At 42.1% G+C, this 11,652-nt stretch carries 13 protein-coding genes; 4 read left to right on the forward strand and 9 right to left on the reverse strand.

What is annotated here, in order from left to right:
• Positions 1–1,023 precede the first annotated feature (1,023 nt).
• Entirely contained in the window at positions 1,024–1,221 is a 198-nt protein-coding gene (locus LGT40_RS04180; protein ID WP_226069828.1) for a hypothetical protein, read from the forward strand.
• On the opposite strand, the gene LGT40_RS04185 is transcribed toward LGT40_RS04180, so the two are convergent.
• Entirely contained in the window at positions 1,214–1,405 is a 192-nt protein-coding gene (locus LGT40_RS04185; protein ID WP_226069829.1) for a hypothetical protein, read from the reverse strand. The two genes, LGT40_RS04180 and LGT40_RS04185, sit on opposite strands and share 8 nt — an antisense overlap.
• Positions 1,406–1,432: 27 nt before the next feature.
• Here LGT40_RS04185 and LGT40_RS04190 point away from each other — a divergent pair, with 27 nt between their 5' ends.
• Together LGT40_RS04190 and LGT40_RS04195 are read left to right on the forward strand one after the other, a co-directional pair.
• Positions 1,433–1,684: a hypothetical protein gene (locus LGT40_RS04190; protein WP_226069830.1), complete on the forward strand. Its 252-nt coding sequence runs from the start codon at positions 1,433–1,435 to the stop codon at positions 1,682–1,684.
• 102 nt (positions 1,685–1,786) lie between these two features.
• Complete coding sequence (locus LGT40_RS04195) at positions 1,787–2,071, forward strand: hypothetical protein (RefSeq protein ID WP_226069831.1); 285 nt, start codon at positions 1,787–1,789, stop codon at positions 2,069–2,071.
• Between the two features lie 220 nt (positions 2,072–2,291).
• Here the strand turns inward: LGT40_RS04195 and LGT40_RS04200 are convergent, their stop codons facing one another.
• The 8 genes from LGT40_RS04200 to LGT40_RS04235 form a co-directional block, all read right to left on the reverse strand.
• Positions 2,292–2,543 carry a hypothetical protein gene (locus LGT40_RS04200; protein ID WP_226069832.1) on the reverse strand — a complete coding sequence of 84 codons (252 nt, stop codon included), beginning with the start codon at positions 2,541–2,543 and terminating at the stop codon, positions 2,292–2,294.
• 14 nt (positions 2,544–2,557) lie between these two features.
• Positions 2,558–2,986 (reverse strand): PDDEXK-like endonuclease domain-containing protein, encoded by a 429-nt coding sequence (locus tag LGT40_RS04205; protein WP_226069833.1) that lies wholly within the window; start codon positions 2,984–2,986, stop codon positions 2,558–2,560.
• 72 nt (positions 2,987–3,058) lie between these two features.
• Positions 3,059–3,322, reverse strand: coding sequence for a hypothetical protein (locus tag LGT40_RS04210; RefSeq protein ID WP_226069834.1), 264 nt, complete (start codon positions 3,320–3,322; stop codon positions 3,059–3,061).
• A gap of 365 nt (positions 3,323–3,687) precedes the next feature.
• Positions 3,688–6,825: an efflux RND transporter permease subunit gene (locus tag LGT40_RS04215; RefSeq protein WP_226069835.1), complete on the reverse strand. Its 3,138-nt coding sequence runs from the start codon at positions 6,823–6,825 to the stop codon at positions 3,688–3,690.
• Positions 6,826–6,834: 9 nt separating this feature from the next.
• Positions 6,835–8,061 carry an efflux RND transporter periplasmic adaptor subunit gene (locus LGT40_RS04220; RefSeq protein ID WP_226069836.1) on the reverse strand — a complete coding sequence of 409 codons (1,227 nt, stop codon included), beginning with the start codon at positions 8,059–8,061 and terminating at the stop codon, positions 6,835–6,837.
• A 3-nt stretch (positions 8,062–8,064) separates the two neighbouring features.
• Positions 8,065–9,342 (reverse strand): TolC family protein, encoded by a 1,278-nt coding sequence (locus tag LGT40_RS04225; protein ID WP_226069837.1) that lies wholly within the window; start codon positions 9,340–9,342, stop codon positions 8,065–8,067.
• Between the two features lie 65 nt (positions 9,343–9,407).
• Positions 9,408–9,689 carry a hypothetical protein gene (locus tag LGT40_RS04230; RefSeq protein WP_226343164.1) on the reverse strand — a complete coding sequence of 94 codons (282 nt, stop codon included), beginning with the start codon at positions 9,687–9,689 and terminating at the stop codon, positions 9,408–9,410.
• 317 nt (positions 9,690–10,006) lie between these two features.
• Complete coding sequence (locus LGT40_RS04235; RefSeq protein WP_226069839.1) at positions 10,007–11,332, reverse strand: MFS transporter; 1,326 nt, start codon at positions 11,330–11,332, stop codon at positions 10,007–10,009.
• 143 nt (positions 11,333–11,475) lie between these two features.
• Between LGT40_RS04235 and LGT40_RS04240 the strand changes: the two genes are divergently transcribed.
• The coding region (locus LGT40_RS04240; protein WP_438861567.1) for a transposase at positions 11,476–11,652 on the forward strand (177 nt) is incomplete at its 3' end.

An 11,652-nucleotide genomic window follows, 5' to 3' on the forward strand; every position in this document is an offset into this window, starting at 1 on the left:
CCTACAACGCTGATCCCAAGAACCTATAACCAAAACGCTTAAAATAAGGCATTTTATTTTACATAACACTGTGGATAACTAATCGAATCCTGAAAACCTATAACAAAAATCCCGAAAACCTATATCAGGTGTGATTTTGAACAGTCCTGAAAACCTATAACCCTCGCGCAAAATCATCCACTGTCGACCGCTCAATTGTCCCGAAAACCTACAACCTATCATTGATAAAGTTAGAGCTTCTTGGAGTTTTTGATATTCAAAATGTCCCCAAAACCTATAACCACAGAAATCGGTTATCAAAAACTTACATCAATGCGATTAATTGTCCGCAAAACCTACCACCAATATTGATAATAAACAGTGAGTTAGCAGAGTGTCCTGAAAACCTATATGGTAAGAATGCATAGAAAAAATCAATATTAACTGCCTTTCGATCAGAAGCTTAAGCGAGAATTGAGAACTAAAACAGCTTTGAATAACAAAATAGCCAATACAAGTCTCATATGACAGTTTGTTCTAAGAGAATTGTCCGCAAAACCTATAACCTAAAGACTATAAAATCAGGTACTTATAGATGTGTCCTGAAAACCTATATGTCTCTGATCCCAGTAATTATCCGCAAAACCTACAACCAATTACCAATATATACAGTAACTTAGCGAGCTGTCCCCAAAACCTATATGCCATCTATAAGAGTATCTGTCCTGAAAACCTACAACCCTACAAATTCAGTTACTCAGAACGATAGGAACTAAGAAAAAGATTTTATCTTGTGAACTAGATCTCTGTCTTGCTTTGACTTGCATGAGAGTAAGCACTATATTCACTATAACGATTTTTGTACCTGACTTTCATTAGTCAGGTATGAAGTGCTCGTCCAACACTCCAAGTGGACGCTCAACTATTCACCTGTTAGCAGGTGATGTCACTGAATTGATTATCTGTACGCAGATAATTCACCCATAGGGGAACACTCCCTTATGGGCATAGTGTTCTCCTTTTTTTTATTTGAGGAGTAACACCATGACTAGAATCAATATTCTTGAAGTAAGCTTTAAGGAATCGTCTGAGCAAATGTTGGAAGATACCATGCAAGATCTGATTTTATTATCAGACAGTATGACTACACCAGCTGGCAAAAAGACAATTGAAGCTGCGATTGAGGCTATTGCTGAAGAGCAACGTCGTAGAGCTGCTAAACCAGTTCTTGTTTCTATTTAGACTTCCGCTGTTTATCTGCAGTAAGAGCTAAAGCCCCACGGGGCTTTAGTGATTCTGCAATCTGAAAGGCAGTATCTCTGTCTTTATCCACCAATAACGCTTTTAAGATTTCGTTTGCTTTTTGCACTTCGAGATCTTCACGTCCGCCGTGGATGACTTTCAGAGTTTTCTTTTTTTCTGCCATTTAGTTTTCCATTTTCAGGGGGAGCTTATGCAAGCAATTCTCAATTTAACAAAAGAAATGACCTGGTGCGAGTTTGCCGGTTCAATTTTTGGACTGCTGGGCGCTTTTTTGGTTGCCATGCAGGCACCTGGATCAGAGTTTGGGTTTGTGTTCTTTTTAATTTCAAATCTTTTCTTTATCCGATTTTCAATAAGTAATCGTTATTTCGCACTGCTAGTGATGCAAGTGGGGTTTACGGCTACCAGCTTAATGGGGATTTATAACGGTTTTTTCGTTTAATCCTTCAACATCTCAGCAGTACGCTGTTGAGAATTTTTTAACCCGGAGGGTAACCATTCCCTCGCGGGGGTGCGGCCCTCAAATAAATGAATGGAGCATATTATGACTCAATCTCAATTTATCACTGATCAAGGCCAAACCGTTACCGTCGAAGAGAAGCTGGTCAGTATCCCTTACGGCTGGTCTGGCCAAATGGATGTCTCTGGGGTAGAGGAGTGTGACGGACATGTTTATGTCTCGAATACACCAAAATTCTATGGAACATACTGGGTACTCAAAGATGGCACTGAAATGTGGCTTGAGGATTTTCTTGATGAATCCGTTGCCAATAGTTTTGCTGAACAAGTGAAGCAGGCTGCACTCATTAAAATCCAACAAAGACATTAAGTAAGTGAAGCTCAAAACATAACGCTCTCTGGTTTTCCAGGGGGCGTTTTTTTTGAAGGTCGTTAAAATCACGAAAATGTAATTCAGAGGTAAGATTATTGCCCTGGATCACTACAAAAGTCGTAAAATTAACCTAAATATTCCCGTAACAATGCTCTAAGTCGTACAAATTACTGCGATCCCCGTAAAAGTGACGACTCTCATAGCCATCTATAAGAAGCTATTCAGTCAATGCAGGCCACTTTACGCCGCGATGCATAATTTCCAAGATAGACTTTTCTGGCTCATCAGCATTATAAAATCCCCAATAATTCTTAGTGTGTGGAGTTTTTAGCCGATTATGGATATTTCCGACATCGAGACACTGAATGAAAGCGTGAATTCTCCCATCTGGTCCCATCGCTTTGATAAGTAAGCAGCGATCGTCCTCACTATCGAATATCATATTTTCATGATCGTTGACCAAATACATATCTTCCTCCTTGATTAACTCTGAAAACTATCTATGCACTGCTGAATTATACCCAGAGATTCCGTAAGTCTTGAACTGACATCTTTCGCAGTAAAACGTAATATCCGCCAGCCATGGAGTGTCAGTAGATTCTGGCGTTCACGGTCACGTTGAAATTTATCTTTAAATGAATGGGCCGTGTGGCCATCCAGTTCGATGGCAAGCTTATGAGCTGGAAAGGCAATATCTATCTGAAACTTTCTTCCAGGGATTGCACCTTTTAATTCCCATTCACATTCTGGCCAGTACACCTGACAGCACTCAAACAGTACTCGTTGAGGTGATTTTGTCTTTGATCGCTTTTTACCAAAACCTGCAGGAAGTTTCTTTCTGACGTTCGCACTGTCCCTCTGGGCGATAAGCCCAAGTCGTTTAGCGTCTTCCTCAGACAGCCTGATGACCATGATCGAATACCCTCAATCTAAATTGATTTCAGGTTCTCATGGATCTGGGATCACGCAAGTTTGAGTCTAAATTTACTGAGAGGTTTGGATTTTTCGTTTGTTGCCTGTTATGGCCAGTGCCTGTTTACGATACTCATCGACGCTTACAGGAGAAGAGGAAGCCTCTCTTTCTTGAGGCTGATGGAGTGATTGCTTTTCTATTGCAGATTTTTGTTCCATTTTCAGCCGAGCAGCCACTTGTTCACTCGACTCGCCAGGGCGTGCAGCATCACGAATCATTTTGTCAGTAATTGCGCCGGGCTTGGCTTTGAATTCAAACTGGATATGGGTAATCACTTTGCCTGTCTTTCTTAGACCGTACTTAGCATCCAAATTTGAATGAACAGAGTTCTAGTTAGGAATAAGTTTTCATACACTTCTCCAAATGTCATCTATGTCTTTCCTTTCTGGTGATAACAATATCCGCTTGCAAAAGTAATTGAGTACTTCTTTGAGCAACTAATTTAGTACTTATTTTTTATAGCTACATTACCGCTTTTTGATAAAGCGATACAGCTAAGTTAATGAAATAACTAACATAAACACTATTAATGCCATACATGTCCTTAGAAATGAGTTAGATGCCCTCAATTGCTGTAATAGCAACTTTCAAAAACAGCACATATGGCAGAAATAGTGGTTAAGTACGAAACATCTTTCCTTTAAAGTGATAGTCGCTTTTCTTTCCAGCGATGTGCCAGTAGATAAAGCGCTGGTAATACCACTAACGTCAACAAAGTTGATGAAATGATTCCACCTACAACTACGGTTGCCAGCGGACGCTGTACTTCAGCCCCAGTACCGGTATTTAAAGCCATTGGCAAAAAGCCAAGGCTTGCCACTAACGCTGTCATCAAAACAGGTCGAAGCCGCTGCATTGCACCATCCTTTATTGAATTCAACAATGTTTCACCTGTTTCGCGAAGTTGTCGAATAAATGACAGCATGACAATTCCGTTTAATACGGCAATACCTGATAGCGCAATAAATCCGACTGCTGCTGAGATTGAAAATGGCATATCTCTAAAGATTAATGACAATATACCGCCAGTCAACGCTAAAGGTATTCCAGTGAAGATTAATAAAGCATCTTTCAAAGATTTAAATGCACCAATTAACAGAGCCAGAATTAAAACTAACGTTACCGGCACGACAATAGACAATCTTTGTGTTGCAGATTGTAATTGTTCAAATGTACCGCCATAGTCAATCCAATAACCTGGTGGGATAGTTAATTGTTCATTAATAGCTGATTCAATTGCACTAACAAATGATCCCAAGTCGCGATCAACTACATTAGCGGACACCAGCACATGGCGCTTACCATTTTGACGGTTGATCTGATTAGGTCCAATGTATTCTGTAATCTGTGCAATCTCACCCAACGGTACATACGATAAATCCGGGTCATCACTGTGATTTAATGAAACTGGAAGTTTTTCAAGGTAATTGACGTCTTGTCTCATCTCATCAGCCAATCTTATTACCAGCTTGAAACGTCTATCACCTTCATAAATCAATCCAACATTACTACCGCCTATTGCAGTTTGAATAGTTTGTTGCATATCTTGAATGCTTAGACCTAGTAATGCCAAATGCTCGCGATCAGGTTCAATTGACAGCATAGGCAGACCGGTAATCTCTTCCATACGAACGTCAGCTGATCCATCCACATTAGAAATAATCTCAATTGCCGACTTGCCAACAGTATTGAGTTGCTCCAGATCATCGCCATAGATCCTAACCGCTACATCAGCCCTGACGCCTGCAATGAGTTCATTAAAACGCATTTCTATAGGTTGGGTAAATTCATACTTATTACCCGGTACAGCTTCAACCGCCTCGCGTAATTGCGTTAGAAATTCAGCTTTGGTTTGAGTGGGATCAGCCCATTCTGCTCGGGGCTTAATGATAAGAAAGGTATCGGCTACACTTGGAGGCATAGGATCTGTTGCAATATCTGGTGTGCCAATTTTTGAGAAAACACGCTCCACCTGATCAAAATCACGAATAACCGATTCAAGTTGATTTTGCATTTCAACAGCTTGTTCAAGACCAGTACCGCTAATTCTCAAAGCATGCAGAGCAATATCACCTTCATCCAGTTTGGGTAGAAATTCCGATCCCATGCGATTGGTTAGGCTTGCCGTCCAGATGACGAAAAGAACCGCTGCAAGACTCACCATTAAAGGCGCGCGCATAGCCAGTCCGAGAAATGGTCTATAAACAAATCTAGCAGAGCGCATCAATAAGTTTTCACGATGTTGAACATTTCCTCGGACAAATATAGCCACTGCCGCAGGAACAAATGTCACTGAGAACAATAATGCGCCAATCAAAGCAGCCATAACGGTGAATGCCATGGGTTCGAACATCTTGGCTTCCACGCCACCCAAGGCAAACAAAGGTAAATAAACCAGCATAATAATTAACATACCAAAGACGGCTGGATTAAATACTTCACGAGTGCTCTCAGTGACCTCTTGAAGACGTTCCTTTAAGGTAAGTAGCCGTCCCAGCCTATTTTGAGCTAGGCCAAGTCTTCGTAAAGCATTTTCTACAACAATGACTGCACCATCAACAATCAGGCCAAAATCAATAGCGCCAAGGCTCATAAGGTTCCCTGAAACGCGATTATTAACCATTCCAGTAACAGCAAATAACATACTGAGTGGAATGACCAGTGCAGTAATAAAGGCTGCTCGAAAATTTCCGAGTAAAGCAAATAGTACGACAATGACTAAAAGCGCTCCTTCAAATAAGTTTTTCTGAACGGTAGCGATGGTTTCTTCTACTAAAGTCGTTCTTGTATATACCGCTTCAGCTCTCACACCTTCTGGCAGACTTCGATTGATTGTTTCTAATTTTTCAGAGACGGCTTTTGCTACAATCCGACTATTCTCACCAATCAACATGAAGGCTGTGCCTAAAACTGTCTCTTTACCATTTTGTGTCGCAGCCCCAGTTCGGAGTTCTTTGCCATGAATAACTTCCGCTACATCACCAATCTTAACCGGCATATCATCACGTTTGGCAATAACCACATTCCGGATGTCATCAAGTGTCTTAAGTTGACCGGGAGACCGAACTAACCATTGTTCACCATAACGTTCTATGTAACCGGCACCAACACTTTGATTATTCTCCATGAGAGCTGCTGAAACATCAGCTAAGGTAAGTTTGTTTGCAAGTAATTTGACTGGATCTGGTGCAACTTGATACTGACGCTTATAGCCACCGACACTATTAATTTCAGTTACACCTGGCACGGTGACCAACTGCGGTCGAATTATCCAATCCTGAATCGTTCTAAGATCTTCAGATGTATAAGGCTGACCATTTTCGTTTAGAGCATCTTCATCGGCACTTATTGCATAGGTAAATATTTCGCCTAATCCACTCGCTACAGGTCCCAGTTGTGGGTCAGCTTCCGGTGGAAGTTCGCTCCGAATTGACAATAATCTTTCGGTTATTTGCTGTCTTCCCAAATAAATATCAGTTCCATCTTTCAGTACAACTGTTACCTGAGATAGTCCATAACGAGAAATTGATCGTGTGTAGTCGAGTGAGGGCAACCCTGCCATGGCGTTCTCAACAAGGTAAGTTATCCTCTGTTCAGCTTCTAATGGGGAATAACCTGGTACATCGGTGTTAATTTGCACTTGTACATTGGTGATGTCAGGGACGGCATCAATGGGTAGCTTTAAAACGTTGTAGACACCATATACTGCAATTAGAAGGGTTAGAAACAGCACCAACCAGCGTTGATTTATTGCAAAGCGAATAATCGAATCAATCATATCTTATTCCTAGTGGTCGTGGCTGGCGCCATCTTTCAAGACTTCTGCCTTAAGAAGATAGCTATTGTTGATGACGTATTTAGTGCCTGGTTTGAGGCCGCCGGTTACTTCAAAATAATGTTTATCTTGGCGGCCTAACTGAACCATTCTGACCTCAAATACATTGCCAAACTGACCGAAAACCACAGGCATTTCTCGAAACGTTTGAATAGCAGAGCGTCTGACTGCAAGTGGGGCTTCGATACGTTCCACGACAACATTAGCTACGACATGCATGCCAGGCCGCCACGAACCGTCGGTGTTAGGAATAGTTGCTCTAGCTCGAGCAATATGGCCCCCGGTCATTTGGGGTGATAGGTAATCTACCTTGCTTTGAACAGTTTTCTCTCCATGAAGATCAGTTATTTGAACGTCCATTCCTTTTGTAATCTGCTCAATATCTTTGGGGAACATCGACATTTCTATCCAAACCTTGGATAAATCACTTATCTCTAATAAAGCTCCTATATCGGTATGAACGCCTGGTTTGACTTGGCGAGAAGTGACTTCCCCATTTGAAGGGCTGTTCACATCGTAGGTTTGTAAAGTCTGCTGATTCAGTACGGTGAGTAAACGTTGGCCCTTTTTGACTTTATCACCGGTTTTTACTAAGACTGTTTGAACAATTCCAGGGTAGGGGGCGTACACATCGAAGATATTGTCTTCTGACTTTGTGACAATCCCATATACCTTATTAGTAATAGTGAGTGTTTGTGGACCAGCTATTTCTGTTTCAATTTTAGAGAGATCCAGCAATCTATCGTTAATCTCAGTACGTCCCTCATAGCTTTCATAATGCCAGTGATAATTATTGCCATCTAAATTGGCGGAAACTTCGACTCCATAAGAGTGAGGTTCAATAATTTCAAGATCACCAAGTAAGTATTCTCCTTCAGCATTGAAATCGATTAAATCTTGCTGACCGCCAGTCCGCTCGAGTGTTACAGTCATGGCGATTTTTTCTGGTGAGATGGGAGTACCATCTGGGTGGTATGGATAAATGCGCATTTCAGGGGGGATACCTGATTCAAAAATAGTGACTTCTAGATTCAAACCATCACTTTCTAACAGTCGACCACCATGAGGGCCTTCAGCTGGTTCTTCATGAGTAGTGTCATCATGTCCATGGCCATGTCCTCCTGCAGCAAATAAAGGTGTATGAAATACAAAAACGAGGATTATTAAATAGAATTTCATGATTTATTCCTTAATAGCAGCGTCTTGCGTAATAACGCTTATTAGGTTATTTCCGGTTAAGCGCTCTAATTCCAGAAACTGAAGATGTACGGCGTGTTGGGCTTCGATACGTTCACGTTCAAAGTTGAAAAGCTCATCCTGAGCATCTACCCATTGCAAAACGCCATATTGGCCGAGTTGATACCCACGTTTGACTTCACTCAACAAAGAGTCTGCGACGGGTTGTAACTCAGACTGCAACCTTTCAAGATGATGGAGGTTACTTTTCATAGAAACTTGGATTCGGCCGAGGGCTATTTCCAACTGCTTTATTAATATTTCTTGAGTTGCGAGTGTTTCTTCATATTGCGCATGAGCGCTTGCAATATTGCCTTGGTTTCGATCATTCCATTGCAAGGGCATAGAAAAACTGAAAACTAACGCATTATCATTAGTGGCTTCTAATCGTCTGATACCTGCTCCCACAGTCACATCCGCTTTGCTTTCGGCTTTCGCTAATGACAAACGTGCTTCATTAATGCGTGAATTAGCAGCGCTTAGGAGATATTCAGGTGTTTCCTTCAAAGCCGCTTTCATAACCACATCACTGGGAATTTTGGGCAGGCTACTTAAAACACCTTCTACTTTGTCGAAGTCAGGCTTATCAAACCAATTAGCAGACAAAACGTGGAGGGAATTCAGATGTTCAGATGTTAATTGCGCTTGTTTGGCTTGAGATTTTGCCAATCGAAGTTCCATGCGCATTACATCAGCTTGTCCGACAACACCCGCTTTTGCTCGATGTTTTATGACTTGCAAAGCTTCATTTTCAGACTTTATACGCTGTTCGTTCCACTCAATAAGATATTGAAGTCGTAAGGTGTCGTAATAATCACGCATCATACTGGCGACTACATCAAGACGTTTAATGGCATAGTCTCGTTGCAAAGCTTCAGATTGTTGATCCACAACATCCATACGCTTCTCGATCTTGTTACCAAGTTCAAGCACTTGGCTCAAAGATAACGTCAGCTCACTTCCTGCCAGAAATCTAGTGTCACCTGTTCCCAAGGCATCTTCTAAATCAATATTCATTCTGGGATTTGGTTTCAGGCTTGCCTGAATCAATTGCCCGTCAATAGCACGCACGTGATAAGGATAGAGTTGCAACTGGGGATTCTGTTCGAGCGTTCTTTGTGTTGCAGTTGATAAATTAATGGCGGCAGAAACATTTGGATAAGCCAGCCAAAACAGCGAGACAACGGTTATCAGCCATTGACGCTTTAAGTTACGTAAATACATTGTTCCATTCCCATAGCAATACCTGCGCTAGTCAGGCGTTAAGAAATTATCAAAAAGCTAGGGGTTTAGGCGTTGGGTGGGGGTATGGGAGGTGTATAGGTTCGAAAAAATAGGCGTGAGTATGACTCTTCACCTAATGAATAATCAGATACGCAGAAAAAAAGTGGATTATGTTCGATTACATCACCAACAATATGAAGATTAGAGTGATGGGAATGATCTGCATCATTTTGATCTTCTAAATCATCCTGATGTTGTAACTCTGTAAAGTGATGATGTGCATGCGTATCGTCATGGATGTGTTCATTCAAATGCAAAAAAGCAGCAGCGGTACTGGAAAATACCATGCATACAATCAGCAAAAAGGATGTGAGATAGTTTGACTTCACGAAGAACACTATTGAAAAATTCCCGCCAGCTTATATTGGGAAATGGTTTAAAGCAACTTTGTTTGGGGCAGTTAAAGGATATTTTTCTTCTTTAACCCTTGCTGACACGTTCCTACCCAGTAGCTTTAGGGGGAATAAGGATGATGGATATAGAGCACGGTAGAGACTTTAATGATTAGTGATGGATTGTGGTTATCAGTTAATTATTACTGCTAAATCAGCAAGTCTTAAGTTCATTTAACCCGGATCCAGATATTGGTCGGCCAAATCAACATTTACCCGCCTAAATGTGGCCAATTTGGGTGATAGTCATCTATCACATATAAATGTGCGTGTCGCACTCCATCCTTGGTAGTGATGCCGCTTTGGGTATGTGCATGTTCGGTTGGCAGTGTGGTGTGTTCGTGCTCAATCACTTCAGGGTCTTTAGTAGGCCAGACCCTTAAAGCTATTAAAATACATAGTGCGCCCGCACTGCCAAGGACAGCAAATGTTAGGGGCATGCCATAATGCGTTCCGAACCATCCTGCCAAAGGATAGAATAATAACCAGCACGCATGCGACAGAGCGAACTGGGCAGCAAATAAGGCAGGGCGATCCTCTGGGTGAGAAGAGCGACGCAATAATCGCCCTGAAGGTGTCTGGGCAGTGGAGTAGCCTAATCCGAGTATAAACCACAACACCATAAGCGATGCTTGGCTCACGGCCAATATCCCTAAGAACATACCAATGATCATCAATCCGATACCTCCGAGCATTACGCTGCGATCCTGCAGCTTATCTAACAAACGCGGAAGGACTAATGCCGCTAACATTGAGCCAAGACCAAAACCGGTTAATGCTAATGCTACAGCGCTTTGTTTGAGGCCAAACTCTGCCTGAACAATCACCACGGTGTTGACGAAAACCATTGATGCAGATGCAGCCACCGCAGCATTAACAGCCAGAAGGCCACGTAATCGGGGCGTCGCTAAATAAATACGGAGCCCACGAAATGTTCGGTCATAAATACTACGGCGCTTTGGTGATGGATGCCTTGGTAGTATCACCGTTGCAACTAAAACTGCTGAAGCTATGAATCCCACAACAGTCCCGGCAAATAGAGCATGAAAACTAATCACAGTGAGCAGAGCTGCAGCCAACATTGGACTGATTAAGTTTTCCAGGTCGTAAGCCAGACGTGATAAAGACAATGCTTTGGTGTAATCTTTTTCTTCTGGAAGCACGTCAGGTATGGTCGCCTGAAAAGTAGGCGTAAAAGCCGCCGATGCCGCCTGTAACAAAAAGATGAGTACGTAGACTTCCCATATCTGAGAGACAAATGGCAGTGCTAAGGCAACACCCGCACGAACAATATCCAGCGTAACTAACATGCTACGACGAGGAAGGCTTTCGGCAAATGCTGCTGCGATAGGTGCAATGCCAACATAAGCGATCATCTTAATAGCTAACGCCGTGCCAAGAACCAAACCTGCATTTTCTCCGGCTAAATCAAAAGCCAATAGTCCTAAAGCCACTGTGGCTAGACCAGTGCCGATTAATGCAATGACTTGGGCAGCGAATAAATGTCTATATGTGCGATGAGCTAAGATTTCAAACATAGTCGCCTTAAGATCGAATCGGTGAGTTAGCTTAATTTGAATAGTTTCACTACACAATATGCTCTGACTGGGTTTCCCACAATTTAACGGACACTTTTCATAAGCATGTTTTAACATGAAAGGAAAAGTAGAAGATGAATCAAATGGGAACACGCAGAAAATACACCGATGAATTTAAAGCAGAGGCCATCAGGCTTGCGAGTCAACAGGGCAGCTCGATTCAGGGAATAGCGGACGATCTGGGAATCAACTCTGGCATGCTGCGACGCTGGATAAAGACGGCCAATGGCGTGCCAAGCACTCAAAAAAATATGGCTGAC

It is taken from the genome of Methylophaga pinxianii (genome assembly GCF_020447225.1).
Classification (GTDB): Bacteria; Pseudomonadota; Gammaproteobacteria; order Nitrosococcales; family Methylophagaceae; genus Methylophaga; species Methylophaga pinxianii.

What these genes read in the sequence shown, in the direction of transcription:
- LGT40_RS04235 (WP_226069839.1), bottom strand. Translation starts at nt 11,332, where the DNA reads ATGTTTGAAATCTTAGCTCATCGCACATATAGACATTTATTCGCTGCC.
- LGT40_RS04185 (WP_226069829.1), bottom strand. Translation starts at nt 1,405, where the DNA reads ATGGCAGAAAAAAAGAAAACTCTGAAAGTCATCCACGGCGGACGTGAA.
- LGT40_RS04180 (WP_226069828.1), top strand. Translation starts at nt 1,024, where the DNA reads ATGACTAGAATCAATATTCTTGAAGTAAGCTTTAAGGAATCGTCTGAG.
- LGT40_RS04195 (WP_226069831.1), top strand. Translation starts at nt 1,787, where the DNA reads ATGACTCAATCTCAATTTATCACTGATCAAGGCCAAACCGTTACCGTC.
- LGT40_RS04220 (WP_226069836.1), bottom strand. Translation starts at nt 8,061, where the DNA reads ATGAAATTCTATTTAATAATCCTCGTTTTTGTATTTCATACACCTTTA.
- LGT40_RS04200 (WP_226069832.1), bottom strand. Translation starts at nt 2,543, where the DNA reads ATGTATTTGGTCAACGATCATGAAAATATGATATTCGATAGTGAGGAC.
- LGT40_RS04205 (WP_226069833.1), bottom strand. Translation starts at nt 2,986, where the DNA reads ATGGTCATCAGGCTGTCTGAGGAAGACGCTAAACGACTTGGGCTTATC.
- LGT40_RS04230 (WP_226343164.1), bottom strand. Translation starts at nt 9,689, where the DNA reads ATGGTATTTTCCAGTACCGCTGCTGCTTTTTTGCATTTGAATGAACAC.
- LGT40_RS04190 (WP_226069830.1), top strand. Translation starts at nt 1,433, where the DNA reads ATGCAAGCAATTCTCAATTTAACAAAAGAAATGACCTGGTGCGAGTTT.
- LGT40_RS04215 (WP_226069835.1), bottom strand. Translation starts at nt 6,825, where the DNA reads ATGATTGATTCGATTATTCGCTTTGCAATAAATCAACGCTGGTTGGTG.
- LGT40_RS04225 (WP_226069837.1), bottom strand. Translation starts at nt 9,342, where the DNA reads ATGTATTTACGTAACTTAAAGCGTCAATGGCTGATAACCGTTGTCTCG.